Genomic DNA, 19,155 nt, shown 5'->3' with positions numbered 1-19,155 from the left:
CAGGCGTCATGGGTGTCTACCTGATAAGTCCGATATGGTTTAAGGGCCAGAAAACCAAAACCGCTTTGCCGATAATGAGCTTCCTGTCCAGGGTCCCCCATACCCGGCTGTCGGCACTGTTATTGCGGTTATCTCCCATCATAAAGTAGTTGTTGGGCGGTACTTTTATAGGGCCAAAGTCACTGTAAACTACTCCCGGCGGTAAATAGCTTGCCCGTGGCTGGGGCTGGCCATTGATATAGAGGACATTGTTCCGCGCCTCAACAGTATCCCCCCCCACGGCTACTACCCGTTTGATATAATCACGGCTGGGATCAAGGGGGTAACGAAAAACCACCACATCACCGCGCTGTGGTTCCCCCAGGCGGTAGGCCAGGCGGTTAACAATAATCCGGTCCCCGGGGTAAAGGGTGGGTTCCATAGACGGTGATGGAATATAAAAAGGTGTAAAAAGAAAACTCCGGATGATTAGAGCTAAAACAGCGGCGATTACCAGGGACTGGAGTGAATCCCACCACCAGGACGAACCCTTACTTTCCCCCGCCATACTCTTACTTTCCTCCAATGGTTGACGCCCCCTATTAGTCAAACACGGGACTGATTTGAGCACCAGTCCCGTTGTTCGACTATGTTACCTCTCTTCTTTAATCCGGGCAGCTTTACCAGTCCGCTCGCGCAGGTAGTAGAGCTTCGCCCTCCTGACCCGGCCATGCCGTACCACTTCAATCCGGTCAATGCGCGGTGAATGGACGGGGAAAATCCTCTCTACCGCCACACCATAGGAAACCCTCCGGACGGTGAAGGTTTCATTTATACCCCGCCCCCGGCGGCCAATAACTGTACCTTCAAAAACCTGGATGCGCTCCCGGTTGCCTTCAATCACCTTGACATGTACCCGTACTGTATCCCCGGGTTTAAAGTCGGGTATATCTGAACGCATTTGTTCTTTTTCCAGGGCTTCAATGATATTCAACTTAACCCCTCCTTTCCCTGCCAGTAACACCAGCGATTATTATACCACAGGTTTTCACCAGGAAACAACTTTAAGAGTGGACCAGGGGCCAAAGAGCAGCCAGGCCTCCAACCAGTGCCGAAATAAGTTTATTCTCCCGGCAGCTCTTCATTCCCCGCACGGCGGATAATTTCAGCCAGGAGGCGCCGGTCTTCCAGGCTTAACTCTAACTTCGCCAGCAAATCCGGCCGCCGCCGCCAGGTACGTTCCAGGGCCTGCTGCCGCCGCCAGAGTCTTATCTGTTCATGATTTCCCGATAGCAAGACTTCCGGTACCTCCAGGCCGCGAAAGGAACGAGGCCGGGTATACTGGGGATATTCCAGCAGCCCCATGGCAAAGGAATCCTCCGTGGCCCCTGCCGGGTCTCCCAGCACCCCGGGCAACAGGCGGGTAACGGCGTCGATAATGACCATGGCCGGTAACTCGCCGCCCGTCAGGACATAATCACCAATTGATATTTCCCGGTTTACCAGGAACTGCCTGACCCTTTCATCGACGCCTTCATAATGGCCGCAAATGAGGATCAGGCGTTCCTGCCCGGCCAGTTCACTGGCCAGGGCCTGGTTAAAGACTTCGCCCTGGGGTGACAAGAGGATGATGGGTGGCCTGACCGCGTCTGCCCCGGGTAACAAAGCCTCTACAGCCAGGAAGATGGGTTCGGCCTGCATGACCATCCCCGGCCCGCCGCCAAAGGGATAGTCGTCAACACTGCGGTGTTTATTCCTGGTGTAATCCCGAATATCAACCAGGTTAACGGTTAAATGGCCCTGTTCCCGTGCCCGCTTGATGATACTGGTATTTAAAAACCCGGTGAACATTTCGGGGAAAATGGTCAGCACATCAACCCGCAAGGGTCAGGCCTCCTAATCCAGCAAACCCGGTGGCAGGGCGACGCTAATTTCCCTCCTGGCCAGGTCAATTTTACGCACGACCTCTTTTAAAGCCGGTATCAGTATTTCCTTCTTCCCGGCGCCCTTGACGACATAGACATCGTTGGCGCCGGTGGTTAATACATCAGTTAAAGTTCCCAGGAAATCGCCGCCGGTAGTATAAACCCGGCTACCCACTAACTGGAATATATAATAATGCCCTTCCGGGAGGGGTTCCACTTCCCAGGGTTCTACCTTGAGAAGCGCCCCGCGTAAAGCTCCGGCCTGGTCAACATCATTAATTTCCGCCAGCTTCAGGATCAGGTGCCGACCATGGGGGCGGGCCCTGGCAACTGTCACCGGCCTTATCTCTTCTCCCCACTGGAGGATCAGCCTGGTCCCGGGCCGGAAGCGGCCAGGAAAGTCCGTCCAGGGTTCAACTTTTACTTCCCCCCGGACACCGTGGGTAGCCACAATTTTACCGACGCCGATCCTGTCAGGTACCATCTCTACTGGATAATCTCCACCACTACGCGCTTGCCCTGGTGGGCAGCGGCGGCTTTGACCAGGGTACGGATGGCCCGGGCGATACGCCCCTGCTTGCCAATGACCTTACCCATGTCCTCCTGGGCCACCCTGAGCTCCAGGATAACCGATTTTTCTCCTTCTACCTGGTTAACGCTGACCTGGTCGGGGTGATCTACCAGGGCCTGGGCCAGGGTCAATAACAATTCCTTCATTAAACTTCCCCCCTACTTAGCTTCCCTGGCAGCAACAAATTTCTGCCAGACACCAGCTTTTTTCAACAGGGCACGCACTGTTTCTGAAGGTTGCGCTCCCGTGCTCAGCCAGCGCAGGGCTTTTTCCTCATCCACATTGATTTCAGCGGGTTGTTTGACGGGGTTGTAGTAACCGATCTCTTCAATTACCCGGCCATCGCGGGGCGAGCGGGAATCGGCTACTACCACCCGGTAAAAGGGTGCTTTTTTAGCCCCCATGCGCTTTAAGCGGATCTTAGTTGCCATGTTCAGTCACCTCCTTTTAAAAGGGGAAAGGGAAGCGGCCTTTCATTTTTTTCTTGCTACCGCCTTCGGTGAAAAGGTGCATCAGCTTTTTAGCTTCCTCAAACTGGCGCAGCAGGCGGTTTACGTCCTGGACCCGGGTACCGCTGCCGGCGGCAATGCGCTTTTTGCGGCTGCCGTTAATGATGGCTGGGTTGCGCCTCTCCTCCGGGGTCATGGACTGGATAATGGCTTCGGTATGGATCATTTCTTTCGGGTCAATCTGGAGATCTTTTAGCTGCTTCATTTTCCCGGCGCCGGGTAACATGCTTAGAATTTCATCCAGGGGACCCATCTTCTTCATTTGTTTCATCTGCTCCAGGAAATCTTCCAGGGTAAACTCCTGCTGGCGGATCTTCCTCTGGAGTTCTTTCGCCCTCTCTACATCAAGATTGGCCTGGGCCTTTTCAATGAGGCTCAGGACATCCCCCATCCCCAGGATGCGGGAAGCCAGGCGATCCGGGTGGAAGGTCTCCAGGGCCTCGGTTTTTTCCCCCATACCGATAAATTTTATGGGGCAACCGGTCACAGCCCGGACGGACAGGGCGGCACCGCCGCGGGTATCGCCGTCCAGTTTGGTGAGTATTACCCCTGTCAGGCCCAGCTGCTGGTGAAAGGTAGAAGCCACCTGGACAGCATCCTGGCCGGTCATAGCATCTACTACCAGGAGAATCTCCTGGGGTTTAACCGCCTCCTTAATGGCGGCCAGTTCAGCCATCATGGCTTCATTAATATGCAGCCGGCCGGCAGTATCCAGGATCACAGGGTTACTGCCAACCTTACGGGCGTGCTCTACCGCGGCCCGGGCAATATCTACTGGACTGCTCCCTTCCCCCATGCTGAATACCGGTACCTTTAACTGCTCCCCCAGGACCTGGAGTTGCTTGATGGCCGCGGGACGGTAAACATCGGCAGCCACCAGCAGGGGCCGCCGGCCCTGGTTTTGCACCAGGCGGGCCAGTTTGGCAGCAGTAGTTGTCTTACCGGCGCCCTGCAAGCCCACCAGCATTATAACAGTCGGCGGCTGGCTGGCCCAGTTGATTTTACTCTCGCTGCCGCCCATGAGGGCTGTCAGCTCCTCATGGACAATCTTAACCACCTGCTGGCCTGGGGTCAGGCTCTGCATGACTTCCTGGCCGACGGCCCGTTCCTTGACCCGGTTGATAAAATCTTTGACCACCTTGAAGTTGACGTCGGCTTCCAGTAAAGCCAGGCGGATTTCCCGCATGGCCGCGCTGACGTCGGCTTCAGTGAGCTTTCCTTTACCGCGCAGTTTCTTGAAAGTTTCCTGTAGTTTGTCGGCCAAGGAAGCAAAAACGGCCACCTGTTCCACCCCCTTGGTTACTGATTTTCCGGGTCACGAGTTATCCAAGTTAAATGTTACTTAACCGGTCACCCCGGCCCCTCTCCCTACCATCACCGCTCCATCTCCGTTTTATGGACGATAGTAAAATAAAATAAAATTAAAATACCCCACGATATATTACTAGCTCGCAGAAGGATAACCAGCGCCTTGCTTAATTTTTCCCTATACTGCCTTCTGGCAGATCCAGGAGTCTCTTCAGGATCTGGCCGGCCTCCGCCAGCTCTCCCTCACAACCACTCCGGCGGTAGCTTTCCAGGTGTCTGATAGCTGCTGCCAGCTGCTCCCGCAGGGCCAGATCCCGCTGCAGGTAACCCAGACGGGCTTCATAATTCTCCAGTGCTTTGACGGCCCGCTGCAGGCCGTCATAAACGGCCTGGCGGCTGATCCCCTCTTCATCGGCTATCTCCCCCAGGGAAAGGTCGTGGTGGTAGTGGAGTTCCAGCCAGTGCCTCTGCTTGGGGGTGAGGAGAGGGCCGTAAAAATCATAGAGGCGCGCCACCCGGGCCAGCTCGTCGAGCATGAGCACCACCAAAAAAAATTATAGGGCACATTCCTGGAGGTGTCAAGGGCAGGACTTTGACACTATATCATCCTGATGGCAAACTGCGGGCACACCTCGGTGCAGTAGCCGCAGAGGAGGCACTTAGCGCGGTTTATCCTGGCCTTACCGTTAACCATAGTTATGGCGTCGTTGGTGCAGGCCTTAAGACAGGCGCCATCGCCTATACAGACACTCTCTACCACAGTAAATTCCTTGGCGGCAGTTTGTATTGTCCCCGGGTCTTCGCCGTTAAAGTAGCGCAGGTTGTAATCCACCTCCGCCTCGCTGACCATGCCTACGGCTACGGCAGCAATACCCGGTACCCGGCGAGCAAAGGCCATGGCCTCCTGGTAGTTGTCCAGCAGGTTGCCCCCCGCCAGGGCCTTCATCAGGTAAACCCCCTTCCCGGCAGCTACGGCTTCAGCGATGGCGGCCAGCATGTCTTCGCGGCTGCCGTCAATGATGCCCATGCCCTTGATATTTACCAGGGGAAAGATAACATCTATTTCTTTTTCGGTAGCCGCTTTCCGCACGGCCGCCACGCCGTGGGTGGAAATACCTACAGCCCCGATAAGCCCTTTCTCCCTGGCATCCAGGAGACAGCGCAAAGCACCCGCCCTTTCCTCAAAAATTCGCTCCGTTGCCCGGGCGGCATGCAGGTGGAAAATATGGATATAATCCAGCTGGAGCTTCTCCCGGGCGTCCTCTACAGCCTGCTCCATATCCTCATAGGTGACAGCTGTGGACTTGGTGGCGATAATTACTTCACCGCCATAGGCGTGAATGGCCCTCTGGATAGGCTCATAGGTTTCATAAATTTGAGCCGTATCGATGAAATTAACCCCGCCCCCCAGGGCTTTTTTGATAATCCTGGTGCAGTTGTCTACATCTAAATTTTTCTGGCGCGGCCCCATGGGCAGAGCGCCGAAACATAGCTCGGAAACCCTCATCCCTGTATTACCTAGCTGGCGGTATTCCACAGGTTGCTCCCCCCCGGATTGAAATCAAGGAAACCTGAAATTGGTCCTGGAAAAAAATATTTGGTTTTACCATTAAGTTTTATGTTAACAAAATAGGACCTTCATGCTACAATAAAAATGCCATCAATTCCATCCTTTCTTCCACCAGATCGCCGAATTTCCTCGGTGGGAAACGGGGGAACCAGTTCAAAGGGGTTAATCCCAGCACTCAGAAATCTGAGTGCTGGGTAGGGCCATCCTTGGTCCGCACCCGGCAGCTAACCTCGTAGGCGTGGAAGGAGGTGGAATTTTTTTACCCTTTACTGGACCTCTTAGTTACCTGCCCGTAAATTTCTCCGGCATCCAGGGTCTTTACTTCCCCGGCGGCCATGAGAATTTTTCCGTTAACAATCACCGTATCTACATCGCTTCCCCGGGCGGCATAAACCAGGTTTGCCTCCACATCATGGGGCGGCATTAAGTGGGGCTGGTGCTTGTTTATCAGGATCAGGTCGGCTTTTTTCCCGGTCTCCAGGGTGCCAATCTCCTTTTCCAGGCCTAAGGCCCTGGCACCGTTCAGGGTGGCCATGATCACGACCTGGTGGGCGGGAACTACCGTGGGGTCACCGGTGATCCCTTTGGCCAGTAAGGCGCAAGTACGCATTTCGGCCACCATGTCCAGGTTATTATTGCTGGCAGCGCCGTCGGTGCCGATGGCCACATTGACGCCGGCGGCCAGCATTTCAGCCACCGGGGCCACGCCGCTGGCCAGCTTCAGGTTGCTCTCGGGGCAGTGGGCCACCCCCACTTTTTTTTCTGCCAGGAGGGCAATTTCTTCTGCGGTCAAATGGACACAGTGGGCCGCCAGGGTCGGTAGTTCAAACAGGCCCAGTTTAGCGGCCAGGGCTACCGGGGTGTAGCCGTACTGGGCGCGGACATTCTCCACTTCTTCCTTAGTTTCCGCCAGGTGGATATGTAGCCCTACACCGAGCCCGGCTGCCGTGTCGGCTACTTTACTAAGGTATTCCGGCGGGCAGGTATAGGGGGCATGGGGGCCCAGCATAGTGGTAACCCGGCCGTCACCGGCACCATGCCACTCTTTCACCAGGCTGACACCGGTGGCCAGGCGCTGGCCGCCGCTGTCCTGGAAGCCAATGAGCCCCTGGCTGAGGCAGGCCCGCAGGCCGGCTTCCACTACTGCTTCGGCTACGGCATCCATGTGGAAATACATATCGGCAAAGGTGGTGGTACCGGAGCGGATCATTTCCAGCAGGGCCAGTTTGGTGCCCCAGTAAATATCCTCCCGCTCGAGCTTTGCTTCCCGGGGCCAGATCTTTTCTTCCAGCCACTGTTTCAGGGGGAGATCGTCGGCGAAACTCCTGAGCAGTGTCATGGCCGCGTGGGTGTGGCTGTTGACCAGCCCCGGCAGGGCCACCTTATCTCCGGCCTCAATAATGGTGTCTGCCTGCCAGCCTGGCGGCAACCCTCCTGCCGGGCCGACATAATGGAGGCGGTCATCATTAATGGCGATGACCCCCTCCTCAATTACCGGACCGCTAATTGGGACAATGGTACAATCCTTGATTAAAATTTTGCCCATGGAATTTATTCCTCCTTCTCCCCTGCCAGGCCGCTGAATAAGGCGGCGGCAAAGTCCCGGGGTTGAAATTCCCTTAGATCGTCCAGGCCTTCGCCCAGGCCGACCAGCTTGACCGGGATCCCCATTTCAGCCGCGATGGCCAGGACCACGCCGCCCTTTGCCGTACCGTCGAGCTTGGTCAGGACGATACCGGTCACGCCCACCGCCTCGCTGAAGAGCCTGGCCTGGGACAGGGCATTCTGGCCGGTAGTGGCGTCCAGGACCAGGAGCACCTCATGGGGCGCCCCCGGCAGTTCCCGTTCAATCACCCGGCGGATTTTCTTTAATTCTTCCATCAGGTTGGTTTTAGTCTGCAGGCGGCCGGCCGTATCCACCAGCACCACGTCCGCGCGGCGGTTGCGGGCCGACTGTAAAGCATCGTAAACTACTGCCGCCGGGTCGGCCCCGGCCTGGTGGCGGATTAAACTGGCCCCGGCCCGCTCGGCCCAGATGGCCAGCTGTTCGCCGGCCGCAGCCCGGAAGGTATCGGCTGCCGCCAGGATTACTTTTTTCCCTTCTCGGCCCAACTGGTAGGCCAGCTTGCCGATGGTCGTCGTCTTGCCGGCGCCGTTGACCCCCACCACCAGGATCACCGTCGGCGGTGACGGCGCCCAGCTTAAACGGGGCACCTCTTCTCCCAGCAGCCGGGTAACTTCCTCTTGCAAAAAAGTACCTACTGCGGCCGGGTCGGTTATCTTGCGGGCCTTGACCTCCTGGCGCAGCCTCTCCACCAGTTCCAGGCTGGTTTTGGCGCCGACATCGGCCGTCAGCAATATTTCCTCCAGCTCGTCAAAGAAATCGTCATCCAGGCGGCTGCTGGCGGCCAGCAAAGCACCCAGCCGTTGGGTCAAATTCTGCCGCGTCTTATTTAAACCTTCTTTAAGCTTGCTGAAAAGGCTCAATGGTAATCCCCCTTGCGCAAACGTCAAAAGGCCTCCCCTCTAATTTACCAGAGGCGAGGCCTTTTGTCCAAGGTTTATTGTTGACAACCCTGCTTCCCCTTAAGCCAGAATGTCCTCTTCCAATTGGCCCTTTTACTCCGGGGTATTGGTGGGGTTTAAATATCACGCCTGTTAAACAGACAGGCAGCAGCCACCAGCAGGACGATAATATCCCTGCGGTAAATCGGTTTCGAGCTGGATGAAGGGTAAGACCCGTACGACGAAATTCTGTGAGAAAGGGAGAAATTGCCAGCCCTAACGGCGAAAAAGTTACCTGTTTCCTGTCAATGCGATGACATTTGACACTACCATTGCAGGAGGTTGAAAATGAAACGGTTACTCTTTATTACTCTCATTTCTGTGGTTATGCTGGCCAGCGGTTTCGCGCTGCCGGCCTTCGCTCAAGAACAGCAGGAAATTCCATTCCTGATTGACGGGCTGCCGGTTATCTTTGACGTGCAGCCGGTTATCCAGAACGGGCGCACCCTGGTTCCCTTCCGCGCCACAGCGGAAGCGTTGAGCGTAAAGGTTACCTGGGACAGTAGCACCTAAACGTTCAATGCTACCAACGGGAAAACCTCTCTCCGGCTCCGGATTGGCAACAAGACCGCCTACCGCAACGAAAGCCCTATGCCTTTGGACGTTCCCCCTCAAATCCTTGGCGGCCGGACACTGATACCGCTGCGGTTCTTCAGCAAAGCCTTCAACTGTGAAGTGGAATGAGATAACTCCCTTAACGGGGTGAGGATTACCTCCCCGCCCAGAGAGATAACGGTAATTGGCTTCTATGCCCTGGGCGACAGCAAAACCAGCAGTTAGACCAACCTCTTTGGGAAGTCCTACCCGGAACATTCCGCATAAAATACCGATATGGTAGGCAACTGGTGTTAGGCTGGTACAGCCTGGACAAAGATGGCAACCTCCTGACCAGGAGCAGGACTGGCTGGCAAAGGACGGGTGGGAGAAGGTGCTAGAAGCCGCTAAGGAGTACAACTTGAAAGCTGGGATGGTCGTCTACGTGACTGGCGGAGACGGCACCATTTCTTCCCTGTTAGCGAATGATGCAGCCCTGACCAGGGCGGTTAACGGTATAATGGGAGAAGCGGTACTGTACCAACAGCGCCTATAAGGGTTACGATTATAAGGCGTTGGGAGAGATTGCTGACCGGATTATCATCATGGCCTACGACTACGGATCCACGCCAGAGCCGGTAAGCCTTGTCGAGCAGGCTGTAGAGACAGCCAGGGCTTCTGTCCCGCCAGAAAAACTTATACTTGGTATTTCTGCCCCTACGAAAATGGCGGAAAGCATTATAACCAAGGTGGGCATCGCCAAGCGCTACAACCTTGATGGTATCGCCATCTGGCGGTTAGGTTTGGTGACAGGTGAGATATGGGGTGCGTTGAGGGTTACCGTAATACCAAGGAGGTAATGCCTATGAAACGCTGGCGTAAGATTGCCATAACCATAATAGCGGTTATCGCTACCACCGTGGGAGTTATCCGGCTGGCCGCTCCGCAGGCTGGGAAGGAGCTAATTGCCCCTCACCTCAGGTCCTATGGCGAAGAGCACCAAAAATAGCTCAATCTTTCCAGTGATGGTCAAATTCTGATATAAGGTAAATATGTTATAATGATCCCTCATAATATCGTATGGGAGGGTGCGACTAGCCCCCGTCCCCTCCCACCACCGGACAAGCGGGTCCATCCGGCGGGTCAACGCCCATGCCGGGCGCACAAAAAAATCCCTAGCTATTTCGGCCAGGGAGCAATCTTATTTGACGACCTATGCTAAAAAATAATTGCTAACCCTGGTATCAGCCCTTGACCCTGAGTTTTGATTAAATCTATAATTGAAATAGGTTGTACTGAGTAGGAAAGTAGGAAAGGGGGCTGTTTAGGCTATGGAACTGATCCGAATCCGTCCAAAGGGTCAAATAACTCTTCCCCTCTCGGTGCGCAAAGCCGTACAGGCCGATGTCGGCGATTACCTGATGTACGAAATCCGGGGTAATAGCGTGATTTTGCGCAAAACTCCGGTCTACCCCCCTGCTAACTTTAACGACGGCATCTGGCGGCTCGTTGGCTCCGCTGAAGACAAAGAGGGTAAAAAGGACGTGGCTACTAACAAACATAAATACTTGGGAGAAGAGCCATGAGGGTCTTAGTTGATTCCAGTGCCATAGCGGCCTTAATCCTGAGAAATGATCAGCGTCACACTGAGGCAATCAAAACCCTGCGTTACCTTACAGAAAAAGGTGCGGTGTTAATTCTTTCCAACTTCATCGTGGCTGAAACTTATAACCTTATTGCCGCAAGGGCCTACCCGGCCAAAGCAAGGGAATGGCTTTTGACTAACAACTGGCCCGTGGAACGGGTCTCAGCCCACGATGAAAGAGAAGCCAGGCGGATTCTCGAAAAATATGCTGATAAAGATTTCTCTTATACGGACGCTACCAGCTTCGCCTTAATGGCCCGTTTCTCATTTGATTTAGCTTTTACCTACGACCGACATTTCATCCAATACGGCCTGCCCACGCAAGAAAACCTCAAGATTTAATATACGAAACCCCTGGTGGGGATTACCACGCCCGGATGCTCCTTGTACTTCAGAACGTCTCGCGCCACCAGGACCGCTTCTTCCAGGGGCACTTCTCGCCTGGTCTGGATCTCGTTAAACAGGTAGTTATAACTTCAGCCCGGGAAAACCTGGACGTCTCCGGCTATTCGAAAATTATCGCCTGCATAAAATGGCTGCTCGCTATTTCAACCTTATTAATGCGGCAGTTCACCAAGGCAAAACGGAATACTTATGATTATAAAGGGCCCCACCCCAGAAAAGATTCGATTGAGGGATAACTTTGCCGTGGAACTGGCAACAAAGAGGTTAAGGCCAAAAGGTGGAGTAAACATGCCAATCGCAGCATTAGCAACCATAATTACACCCAAATGGACAGGATTTATTCCAAGTTTTACAGCTATTGAATAAACCAGAGGCGCCAGGATGATAATGGCGGAAGATCCATCGATAAACATACCGGCAATAAGCAAGATAATATTTATGGCTAGGAGAAACTGCCAGGCGCTCAAATTGTTAGCGGTAATTAGATTCGTAAGTTGCTGAGGAACATGGCCGATAGTTAATATCCAGCTTAATACCGAAGCTCCGGCTAAAAGTATCATTACCTGAGCTGTGCTGGCCGCAGATTGCACGTAACACGGAATGTAGCGAGGAGCCAATTTACATAGGCGAGGCCTTTTGTTAAATTTAACGCTGCTGTAGTCTAAAAGGCGAAACGGGTTTAGCGCTGCCGTTGGTTTAAACATCCCGCCGGTTAAAGATGCAAACTGCCACCGAGAGCAAGATGACTATATATACCAGGGTGTAAACTAGCATCCAGTCGCTGGGGGTAGATTGACTGCCGAAAGGACCCAGCATCGACTGGGGATTGATAAAGTAGGGAACGTCCTGGCCGTTACCTACGGGCATCCGGTCCACTACCGCCGCCACCAGCCGCCGGTAGATGGCGTCCGCCGGCAGGATGAGGCTCGTGACCACGCCGGTATAAACGGCAGCGGTACTCTCCATCAGGGCGCCGATCTGTTCCATCATGCCCCCTACTACTGCTATGGCGTAAAGGGCGAAGGCCAGGACGCCGTTGCCCAAGGTGGTGAGCCTGGTGGTTCCCAGCATGGTGACAGCCAGGAGGACCAGGGGCTCCAGGATAAAGAGGCCCAGGGCCGGCACCAACCCGGGTATGACCAGGCCCGTTTGCCAGTACACCAGACCGGCGAGGGCCAGGAAAAAGAGGGCGGCGTAGATAACCAGCATGGCCGCCTGACCAAGGAATTTACCCAGGAGCAGGTCGCTGCGGGACAGAGGCCGTACCGCCAAGGTGTAAAGGGTACCGTTCTCGATTTCCCCGGCGACGCTGCCCACAGCGGCCAGGATGGCCAGGCCGGCCACCAGGAAGCTGGCCAGGTACAGGCCCATGACAAAGAGCAGGATAGACTGCATCATCGCAAAGTAACTCGTGGCGGTCGCGGCGGGATTGGCCGTATTCACCATGTCCCTGGCAATAAAGTGCAGGCCGGTGCCGTAAAGGACCAGGAAGGCCAGGGTCAGGACGCCGGCCACCAGGACGACCTTCTTGCGCCAGGCTTCCCGGAAGGTAAAGGTGGCCATCAGCCACATACCTGCTCCCCCACCCGCACCAGGTGGACGAAGACGTCCTCCAGGGAATTATGGCCGGGTACCACTTCATAGATGCGGCAGCCCCCGGCCGCCAGCCGGGCCACCAGATCGGCGATCTCCTCCCGGTCACCCAGGGCCAGGGTCAGCCGGTCACTTTCCAGTTGCATGTCCGGGTAACGCCGGCGTAGTTCCGCCGCCAGTTCTCCCGTCAGGCCATCCAACCTGATGGCGACCGTCGCCGGGCCGGCCTGGAGGTCCGCCAGCCGGCCACTGGCGACCACCACACCCCGGTTGATGATGGCCACCCAGTCGCAGACCTGCTCCACCTCGCTCAAGAGGTGACTGTTTAAGAAGACGGTCTTGCCGGCCTCCTTCAGGTCCAGGAGGATCTCCCTTACCTGGCGGCGGCCCAGGGGGTCCAGGGCCGAGGTGGGTTCATCCAGGAAGACCACCCGCGGGTCGCCCACCAGGGCAGCCGCCAGGCCCAGGCGCTGCTGCATGCCTTTGCTGTAGCTGGCCACCAGTTTCCGGCCTTCCCCGCTCAAGCCGACCAGTTCCAGGACTTCGCGGGCCCGACGCCGGGCTTCTTCTCCTTTAAGTCCTGCCAGGCGGGCATGAAAGATTAGCAGCTCTTCCCCCTGCAGCCACCCATGGAGGCGGAAGTTCTCCGGTAAAAAGCCCACCTGGCGCCGGCCTTTTATGTCCTGGGGCGGGTAGCCGGCTACCCGGGCCTCCCCAGCCGTGGGGTAGACCAGGCCCACCAGCATCTTTACCAGGGTGCTCTTGCCGGCGCCATTGGGGCCTAAAAGCCCAAAGACCTGCCCCTCCTCTACGGAAAGGCAGATCTCCCGGCAGGCCGTTTGCCGGCCGTAGACTTTGGTCAGGTTCCGGGCTTCAATAATAGCCATTACTTGACCTCCGTAGCTACCCGCAGGGCTTCTTCCAGGGGCAGGCCGCTGATGGCCCGCCAGCTGTTATCCTGGCGCCAGGCCAGGATAACATTGCTGCTGTTGGTTGCACCATCACCGAAGTAGACCCCCTGGTTGCCGTTGACCGTGATCTCCCGTGCCGGCATGTCCCTAGTCTCGAGGATAGGCAGCGTACGCTGCCAGTCGTTGATGGCGGCCAGTTGCCGGCGCAAGCTTTCGGGTAAGAAAGGCAGGTTCAGCAGGGCCTGGCGCAGGGCTACCAGGTCGACGCCCTGGGGAGCGTCAATGGTCAGGTCGCGGGCGGCGTAGAGGGTAAAACCTTTGCCCGGCTGGCCATAGTCTGCTATGACCAGGGGCGGGATGCTTAGAGTAAAGGACTTGCCCGCCAGGTTGGCCGGCAGCAGGACGCCGCCGTGCTTCTGGAGATAGCTGTTGAGCTTCTCTACATCGGGGGTGAAGGTGATGGTCGGGGCCTGCTCAATGTATATGGCCGCCCTTTCCCGCCCGACCAGGGTGGCGGGCAGGTCCAGTTGCAAACCGCTAAGGGCTGCCACCTGGTCCGGCTTCACCTGCTTCACCTTTACCTCTGCCTTATCTGGCTTTTGGACTTCCACCCGGCCGAAGTTCCTGATGTCCACCTCGCCCCCCTGGCCGTTAAAGAGTTTATCCAGCTGGGCCATGTCCTCGGGGGTGATCTTGACCACCTGGATCTTTTCCATGCGGAAGACGTTCAGGAACTGCGCGGCCAGGCTGCGGCCCGGCGCCCAGCTTAGGAAAATAACCAGGGCCAGGACGGCCGCGGCTACGCCGGAAAACCATTTATGCTGCCGGATCATGTTGCCGATCCCCCTTCTCTTAGTCAGGGGCTGGTAGCGAGAAGCCATGGAACCGGGACCAGGCGCCCGCAGGGGACGACCGGCGGCCTCCGTTTCCTGCTCGTAGGCCTGGAGGGCCGCAGTTACGCTCCCAGCTAACTCCTCTAAAGCCTGCAGGCGCTGCCGGCAGGCGGCACACGCCGCCAGGTGGCCGGCCACCCTGCCGGTCATCTCCGCATCCAGTTCACCATCAAGATAGGCCTGAAGAAGACCCTCTTCCGGGCACATGGTCGTCCCTCCCTTCCAGTTCCTTATACAGGTCGGCAAAGTGCCGCCGCGCCCGGGCCAGGATGGTACCCACTGAATTCTTATCCACCTTGACGACCGCGGCAATCTCGGCGTAGCTGTGGCCCGCATTCTTTAACAGCAGGCAGATACGGTCCCGGGGCGGCAGCTTGGCCAGACATTGATGGACCAGCCGGGCCTCCTGGCTGCGCATGACCGCTTCCTCCAGGGGGATAACGCCGGTTTCCTCCCGGAACTGGCCTTCCTCGCGGCGGCGGCGCCGCTCTTCGCCGCGCAAGTAGTTATAGGCCAGGTTGGCGGCCACCCGTAAGAGCCAGCCACCCAGGTTGCTATTATCCCGGGGCGGCTGGTGGTACAGCTTGAGGAAGACCTCCTGGGTCAGATCCTCGGCCGCCGCCCGCTCTCCCAGGAGATAATAGAGCCGCCGGTACACCAAGGGATAGTAGCTCTGAAACAGGGCCTCGAATTCAGCGGGTTTGATGACCCATTCCTCCCTTGCAACCCCTGCTATAACTATAACACCGCCGGGGGAGGTTTTGTGACATCAGGCCGGCAATTGTTCCAATCGAACCGAGACCAGGCGGGAGACGCCCTGTTCCATCATGGTCACACCGTAAAGGACGTCGGCAGCTGCCATGGTGCCCTGGCGGTGGGAGATGACGATAAACTGGGTCCGGGCGGCAAACTGGCGCAACAGCCGGGCAAAGCGCTCCACATTGGCTTCATCCAGGGCCGTATCCACCTCATCAAAGATACAAAAGGCGCTGGGTTTGACCTTTAACAGGGCGAAGATAAAGGCTACCGCCGTCAGGGCCTTTTCCCCGCCCGAGAGGAGGGCCAGGTGCTGGGGTTTCTTACCCGGCGGCCGGGCAACGATCTCCAGGCCGGCGGCCAGGATATCCTCGCTGCCGGTCAGCTCCAGGCGGGCCTCACCGCCATCGAAAAGTTCCTGGAAGATGGCGGCAAAGTGTTCCTGGACCGCGGCCAGGGTAGCTTTGAGCTGCCGGGCCATTAATCGTTCCATCTCGTTAATTACCTGGTGCAAGGCCGCCCGGCCTCCCTCCAGGTCCTGCTTCTGCTGCTCCAGTTCATCAACGCGGGCCTTTAAGCGTCCGTAAGCCGCCATGGCCCCGGGGTTGACTTCCCCTAAGCTTAAAAGTTTTTCCTTCACGCGTTCCCGTACCAATGCTGCCCTCCGCTGCAGGTGCGGGCGCTGTTTTTGTAATTCCACCTCCCACCGCGGACCAAAGCGTTCCTCCAGTTCGGCGAGACCGGCGGCCAGAGCCGTTTCCAGACGGGCTAAATTGATCTCTTCCTGCTGCCGGCGGGCAAGCAGTTTATCTTTTTGCGCCTGTACTCTATCCTGTTCCCGGGCCAGTTCTTCCTGCTTATCAACCCAGGTAGAGGTTTCGTCTTCCAGGCGCGTCAAGCCTGCCATGGCCTGCTGGCAGGCCCCCTGGAGCCAGTCCTCTTCCCCGGCCAGCTTTTCCAGGTTAGCTTTAAGCTCATTTTCCATGGCAACTGCCGCCGCCCTCCTGGCAGCCAGTTCTTCCTGTTGCCGCTGCCAGTTTTCCTGCTGCCGGGCCAGCTCCCTTTCCCGGAGATTTAACTGTTCCCGGGCGTTGACCAGGGCCTGGAGGCGGGCTTCATTGACTGCTAGTTCCTGCCGGCAGACAGCGAGATGCTGCTGGCCTGCCGCTACTCGCTCCTGGAGGCCGCTCAACTGGCGGTTTAGCTCACCTTCCAGGGCTTCCAGCCGGGCCAGGAGTTCTTGCTTTTCCGCCCGCTCTTTGCCCAGGTCCAGGGAACCGCTAGTGCTCTGGACCAGTTCTTCCTCAAGGACGGCAATCTTTTCTTCCAGGCGGGCCAGGTCTTCTTTACGCTCGCTCAGGCGTTGCAGTAAATTGTGAATCTGGCCCCGGCAGGTAAGAATCCCTTCCGTTACCTGGTGGTACTCCTGCCGGCTCCCTGCCAGCATCTTTTGCAGCTGTTCCTGCTGCTCCTGGCCCTTTTTTATCCTGGCTACCACGTTAGCCAGTTCGGCCTCACCCTGCTGGATAGCCAGGCGCCGCTGGAGATAACCGCCTTGCTGCCTGGCCACCCCGCCCGTCACCGGTCCCCGGGGCTGGATTACTTCCCCTTCCAGGGTGACCAGGCGCACAGGTGGTCGCAGGCGCTCCCCCAACGCCAGGGCGCGGCGGATGTCGGCTACAATCAGGATCTGCCCCAGGAGATACTCCACCGCCGGCCGTACTTCAGCCTCGCATTGGACCAGGCCGGCCGCTATCCCCAGGACGCCGGGCTCCTTTAAGACCCAATTGGCCCAGGCCGGCCAACGGCGCGGCTCCAGCCAGGCCAGGGGTAAGATAGTGGCCCGTCCCCGGCCCCGGGCTTTAAGGAACTGGATAACTGCTTCCGCCTCGGCCGCCGTCCTTACCAGGATTTGTTGGGCCGCCCCGCCCAGGGCCACCTCCACGGCCCGGGTGAGTTCGGCCGGTACCGCCAGCTTTTCCACCACTACTCCCAGGACACCGGCACAGGCAGCTTCACCCCTGCTCCTGGCCTGCAGGATAAACTTCACGCCTTCGGCGAAACCTTCATAGTCGGCCTGGGATTGACGTAAAACCTTTAACTGTACGGCCAGGGCACGTTGACGTTCCTTCCAGCTGGCCAGTTCCTTTTCGCGGGCGGCCAGCTCAGCCTCCTTTAGCTGCACCTCCATTTCCAGGCCGGCCTTTTTCCCTTCCAGTCTTTTTAATTCCTCTTCCAGCTGCTGCAGTTGTTCCTGACCGGCCTGCAGGTGGTCCAGTAAATGCTCCCTTTCCTTTTGCCATTCCTGGAGCTGGCGCCGTTTTTGCTCTAAAAGCCGCTCTACAGCTGTCTGTTTTTCCTCCAGGCGCACCAGTTCATTATGACAGCCGGCCCGTTCATGGGCTACTTGAAAGAGGTTGCTCCTTACTTTTTCAATCTCTGCGGCCAGCTCCCGGGCTCCCGTCTGGAGTTTTTCCTGCTCCTCCCGGCCTTTTATTATCTCCTGCTCCAGCCGGGCCTGCTCCTGAATGTTCTCCTCCCTTTCCCGGGCCAGCGCAGCCAGAGCGGCTGCTAAACTGGCTTTTTCCTCTTCCAGGTGCCGCTGCCGGGTAGAGTCTTCCTCCTGCTGCCGGGCCAGCTCAGCCAGCTTTTCCCTGACCAGGTTTATTTCCCCCCGGGTTCTGACCAGCTGTTCCCTTAAACTTTGGAGTTCCGCCTGGTAACGTTGCCTCTCGGCCTGGTACCTCTGCTGCTCTTCCTGCAGTTCCTTGGCTTTTGCCTGGAGCTGCTGTTCTAAAGCCTTCAGTTCCTCCATGGCGGCCGCCAGGGCCTGTAAACGTTCCTGGCTGCGCCGGTGGCGGCGCCTGGTTTCTTCCATTTCCCCGGCCTTGAGGAGCAGTTCCACGAGATTTAAAAGCCGGCTTAATTTCCGGTAACGCCGGGCCCGGGCTGCTTCTGCAGCCGCCGGTCCCAGCTGTTCCTTTAGCTCGCCGATTAAATCATGTAAGCGTAATAAATCTTGCTCGACACCTTCCAGGCGCTGCTCCGCTTCTTTTTTGCGCCACCGGTAGCGGGCAATGCCAGCCGCCTCCTCGAGCACTGCCCGCCGCTCCTCCGGCCGGGCGGAGAGGATCTCTTCCAGGCGTCCCTGGCCGACAATGGCCAGGCTCCCCCGGCCGGAACCGGTATCTAAGAACAGCTCCTGGATATCCCGCAACCGGCAGGGAACCTTGTTGATATAATACTCGCCCTCGCCGGAGCGAAAAAAACGCCGCGTCACGGCTATTTCCTCAAACTCCAGGGGCAGGCTGCCGTCGCTGTTATCGAGGTGTAAAGTTACTTCCGCCATACCCACCGGCCGCCGTTTCTCACTGCCGGCAAAGATCACGTCGTCCATGCGCGCCCCGCGTAAAGTCCTGGCGCTCTGTTCGCCCAGGACCCAGAGGATGGCATCGGCAATGTTGCTCTTGCCGCTGCCGTTGGGGCCGACAATGGCCGTCACCCCGGGGCCAAACTCCAGTCTCACCCGGTCGACAAAGGTCTTGAAACCCTGGATCTCAACACCCTTTAGATACATTTTTGCCTCCAAAAATAAATAAAGAAAACTGCTCGGAGAGCAGTTTGCCGTTACCCTTAGCGGGGTTCGACAATAAATTTAATTGCGGTTCTTTCTTCACCATTGATGTTAATTTCCGCAAAAGCAGGAATCATTACCAGGTCGATGCCATTGGGGGCAATAAAACCCCGGGCAATGGCAATGGCCTTGACGGCCTGGTTAACTGCTCCTGCCCCCACGGCCTGGACTTCGGCCTTACCGTATTGACGGAAGACGGCTGCCAGTGCTCCAGCTACGGCTTTGGGATTGGACTGGGCCGAAACCTTTAGGACCTCCATTGCTTCCTCCTCCCTATCTTTACCGCCCTTTAAACCCATATGTTATTCGACATGAGAGCCACCAATTCCTTCCTGAAAGAATGGACTGAAAAAATTA

At 57.0% G+C, this 19,155-nt stretch carries 22 protein-coding genes, 1 pseudogene and 1 riboswitch; of the genes and pseudogenes, 5 read left to right on the top strand and 18 right to left on the bottom strand.

Annotated elements, in window-relative coordinates; genetic code table 11:
• Positions 1-16: 16 nt before the first annotated feature.
• From lepB to ftsY, 11 genes are all read right to left on the bottom strand, one after another.
• Positions 17-547: a signal peptidase I gene (gene lepB, locus MOST_RS03400; protein ID WP_054937430.1), complete on the bottom strand. Its 531-nt coding sequence runs from the start codon at positions 545-547 to the stop codon at positions 17-19.
• An 84-nt stretch (positions 548-631) separates the two neighbouring features.
• Positions 632-973 (bottom strand): 50S ribosomal protein L19, encoded by a 342-nt coding sequence (gene rplS / locus MOST_RS03395; protein WP_054937389.1) that lies wholly within the window; start codon positions 971-973, stop codon positions 632-634.
• A gap of 128 nt (positions 974-1,101) precedes the next feature.
• Positions 1,102-1,863 carry a tRNA (guanosine(37)-N1)-methyltransferase TrmD gene (gene trmD, locus MOST_RS03390; protein ID WP_054937390.1) on the bottom strand — a complete coding sequence of 254 codons (762 nt, stop codon included), beginning with the start codon at positions 1,861-1,863 and terminating at the stop codon, positions 1,102-1,104.
• A 12-nt stretch (positions 1,864-1,875) separates the two neighbouring features.
• Entirely contained in the window at positions 1,876-2,388 is a 513-nt protein-coding gene (gene rimM / locus MOST_RS03385) for a ribosome maturation factor RimM (RefSeq protein ID WP_054937391.1), read from the bottom strand.
• Between the two features lie 2 nt (positions 2,389-2,390).
• Complete coding sequence (locus tag MOST_RS03380; RefSeq protein ID WP_054937392.1) at positions 2,391-2,621, bottom strand: KH domain-containing protein; 231 nt, start codon at positions 2,619-2,621, stop codon at positions 2,391-2,393.
• 12 nt (positions 2,622-2,633) lie between these two features.
• Positions 2,634-2,906: a 30S ribosomal protein S16 gene (gene rpsP, locus MOST_RS03375; RefSeq protein WP_054937393.1), complete on the bottom strand. Its 273-nt coding sequence runs from the start codon at positions 2,904-2,906 to the stop codon at positions 2,634-2,636.
• Between the two features lie 16 nt (positions 2,907-2,922).
• Entirely contained in the window at positions 2,923-4,266 is a 1,344-nt protein-coding gene (gene ffh, locus MOST_RS03370) for a signal recognition particle protein (protein ID WP_054937394.1), read from the bottom strand.
• A 193-nt stretch (positions 4,267-4,459) separates the two neighbouring features.
• Positions 4,460-4,828 carry a YlxM family DNA-binding protein gene (gene ylxM, locus MOST_RS03365; RefSeq protein ID WP_054937395.1) on the bottom strand — a complete coding sequence of 123 codons (369 nt, stop codon included), beginning with the start codon at positions 4,826-4,828 and terminating at the stop codon, positions 4,460-4,462.
• 62 nt (positions 4,829-4,890) lie between these two features.
• Positions 4,891-5,829 (bottom strand): aldo/keto reductase, encoded by a 939-nt coding sequence (locus tag MOST_RS03360; protein WP_054937396.1) that lies wholly within the window; start codon positions 5,827-5,829, stop codon positions 4,891-4,893.
• Positions 5,830-5,969: 140 nt separating this feature from the next.
• Positions 5,970-6,116, top strand: a riboswitch (cyclic di-AMP (ydaO/yuaA leader).
• 5 nt (positions 6,117-6,121) lie between these two features.
• Entirely contained in the window at positions 6,122-7,408 is a 1,287-nt protein-coding gene (locus tag MOST_RS03355; RefSeq protein WP_054937397.1) for an amidohydrolase, read from the bottom strand.
• A gap of 5 nt (positions 7,409-7,413) precedes the next feature.
• On the bottom strand, positions 7,414-8,349 hold the full coding sequence (gene ftsY, locus MOST_RS03350; RefSeq protein ID WP_054937398.1) for a signal recognition particle-docking protein FtsY: 936 nt from the start codon (positions 8,347-8,349) through the stop codon (positions 7,414-7,416).
• A gap of 366 nt (positions 8,350-8,715) precedes the next feature.
• Here ftsY and MOST_RS18415 point away from each other — a divergent pair.
• The 5 genes and pseudogenes from MOST_RS18415 to MOST_RS03335 all read left to right on the top strand — a co-directional run bounded on the left by MOST_RS18415 (position 8,716) and on the right by MOST_RS03335 (position 10,948).
• Positions 8,716-9,821: pseudogene (locus tag MOST_RS18415) on the top strand (stalk domain-containing protein).
• Positions 9,822-9,826: 5 nt separating this feature from the next.
• The gene (locus MOST_RS17155; protein ID WP_157049492.1) at positions 9,827-9,970 is read left to right on the top strand and encodes a hypothetical protein; all 144 of its coding nucleotides are present in this window, start codon (positions 9,827-9,829) and stop codon (positions 9,968-9,970) included.
• Between the two features lie 79 nt (positions 9,971-10,049).
• Positions 10,050-10,190: a hypothetical protein gene (locus MOST_RS17150; RefSeq protein WP_157049493.1), complete on the top strand. Its 141-nt coding sequence runs from the start codon at positions 10,050-10,052 to the stop codon at positions 10,188-10,190.
• Between the two features lie 102 nt (positions 10,191-10,292).
• Entirely contained in the window at positions 10,293-10,547 is a 255-nt protein-coding gene (locus tag MOST_RS03340) for an AbrB/MazE/SpoVT family DNA-binding domain-containing protein (RefSeq protein WP_054937399.1), read from the top strand.
• Positions 10,544-10,948, top strand: coding sequence for a type II toxin-antitoxin system VapC family toxin (locus tag MOST_RS03335; RefSeq protein ID WP_054937400.1), 405 nt, complete (start codon positions 10,544-10,546; stop codon positions 10,946-10,948). Before MOST_RS03340 ends, MOST_RS03335 begins: the two co-directional genes overlap by 4 nt.
• A gap of 215 nt (positions 10,949-11,163) precedes the next feature.
• On the opposite strand, the gene MOST_RS03330 is transcribed toward MOST_RS03335, so the two are convergent.
• The 7 genes from MOST_RS03330 to MOST_RS03300 form a co-directional block, all read right to left on the bottom strand.
• Entirely contained in the window at positions 11,164-11,715 is a 552-nt protein-coding gene (locus MOST_RS03330) for a TRAP transporter large permease subunit (protein WP_083476716.1), read from the bottom strand.
• Entirely contained in the window at positions 11,708-12,583 is an 876-nt protein-coding gene (locus MOST_RS03325) for an ABC transporter permease (RefSeq protein WP_054937402.1), read from the bottom strand. Before MOST_RS03325 ends, MOST_RS03330 begins: the two co-directional genes overlap by 8 nt.
• Positions 12,574-13,491: an ABC transporter ATP-binding protein gene (locus MOST_RS03320; protein WP_054937403.1), complete on the bottom strand. Its 918-nt coding sequence runs from the start codon at positions 13,489-13,491 to the stop codon at positions 12,574-12,576. The genes MOST_RS03325 and MOST_RS03320 overlap by 10 nt, the downstream gene beginning before the upstream one ends.
• Positions 13,491-14,615, bottom strand: coding sequence for an anti-sigma factor family protein (locus MOST_RS03315; protein WP_106007025.1), 1,125 nt, complete (start codon positions 14,613-14,615; stop codon positions 13,491-13,493). The genes MOST_RS03320 and MOST_RS03315 overlap by 1 nt, the downstream gene beginning before the upstream one ends.
• Positions 14,578-15,090: an RNA polymerase sigma factor SigX gene (locus MOST_RS03310; protein ID WP_083476717.1), complete on the bottom strand. Its 513-nt coding sequence runs from the start codon at positions 15,088-15,090 to the stop codon at positions 14,578-14,580. Before MOST_RS03310 ends, MOST_RS03315 begins: the two co-directional genes overlap by 38 nt.
• 87 nt (positions 15,091-15,177) lie before the next feature.
• The gene (gene smc, locus MOST_RS03305; RefSeq protein WP_054937406.1) at positions 15,178-18,741 is read right to left on the bottom strand and encodes a chromosome segregation protein SMC; all 3,564 of its coding nucleotides are present in this window, start codon (positions 18,739-18,741) and stop codon (positions 15,178-15,180) included.
• Positions 18,742-18,797: 56 nt separating this feature from the next.
• Complete coding sequence (locus MOST_RS03300) at positions 18,798-19,058, bottom strand: stage V sporulation protein S (RefSeq protein WP_054937431.1); 261 nt, start codon at positions 19,056-19,058, stop codon at positions 18,798-18,800.
• Positions 19,059-19,155 lie beyond the last annotated feature (97 nt).

The sequence above is a fragment of the Neomoorella stamsii genome (assembly GCF_002995805.1).
Lineage (GTDB): Bacteria > Bacillota > DSM-521 > Neomoorellales > Neomoorellaceae > Neomoorella > Neomoorella stamsii.
Note: the sequence above shows the minus strand (reverse complement) of the source record. Positions and strands in the feature narration are given on the sequence as shown.

Coding starts and splice junctions, on each gene's coding strand:
- MOST_RS17155 (WP_157049492.1), top strand. CDS start 9,827: ATGAAACGCTGGCGTAAGATTGCCATAACCATAATAGCGGTTATCGCT.
- MOST_RS03330 (WP_083476716.1), bottom strand. CDS start 11,715: ATGTTTAAACCAACGGCAGCGCTAAACCCGTTTCGCCTTTTAGACTAC.
- ylxM (WP_054937395.1), bottom strand. CDS start 4,828: ATGCTCGACGAGCTGGCCCGGGTGGCGCGCCTCTATGATTTTTACGGC.
- smc (WP_054937406.1), bottom strand. CDS start 18,741: ATGTATCTAAAGGGTGTTGAGATCCAGGGTTTCAAGACCTTTGTCGAC.
- MOST_RS03325 (WP_054937402.1), bottom strand. CDS start 12,583: ATGTGGCTGATGGCCACCTTTACCTTCCGGGAAGCCTGGCGCAAGAAG.
- MOST_RS03355 (WP_054937397.1), bottom strand. CDS start 7,408: ATGGGCAAAATTTTAATCAAGGATTGTACCATTGTCCCAATTAGCGGT.
- lepB (WP_054937430.1), bottom strand. CDS start 547: ATGGCGGGGGAAAGTAAGGGTTCGTCCTGGTGGTGGGATTCACTCCAG.
- MOST_RS03320 (WP_054937403.1), bottom strand. CDS start 13,491: ATGGCTATTATTGAAGCCCGGAACCTGACCAAAGTCTACGGCCGGCAA.
- MOST_RS03335 (WP_054937400.1), top strand. CDS start 10,544: ATGAGGGTCTTAGTTGATTCCAGTGCCATAGCGGCCTTAATCCTGAGA.
- MOST_RS03300 (WP_054937431.1), bottom strand. CDS start 19,058: ATGGAGGTCCTAAAGGTTTCGGCCCAGTCCAATCCCAAAGCCGTAGCT.
- rimM (WP_054937391.1), bottom strand. CDS start 2,388: ATGGTACCTGACAGGATCGGCGTCGGTAAAATTGTGGCTACCCACGGT.
- MOST_RS03340 (WP_054937399.1), top strand. CDS start 10,293: ATGGAACTGATCCGAATCCGTCCAAAGGGTCAAATAACTCTTCCCCTC.
- MOST_RS03315 (WP_106007025.1), bottom strand. CDS start 14,615: ATGTGCCCGGAAGAGGGTCTTCTTCAGGCCTATCTTGATGGTGAACTG.
- rpsP (WP_054937393.1), bottom strand. CDS start 2,906: ATGGCAACTAAGATCCGCTTAAAGCGCATGGGGGCTAAAAAAGCACCC.
- MOST_RS03380 (WP_054937392.1), bottom strand. CDS start 2,621: ATGAAGGAATTGTTATTGACCCTGGCCCAGGCCCTGGTAGATCACCCC.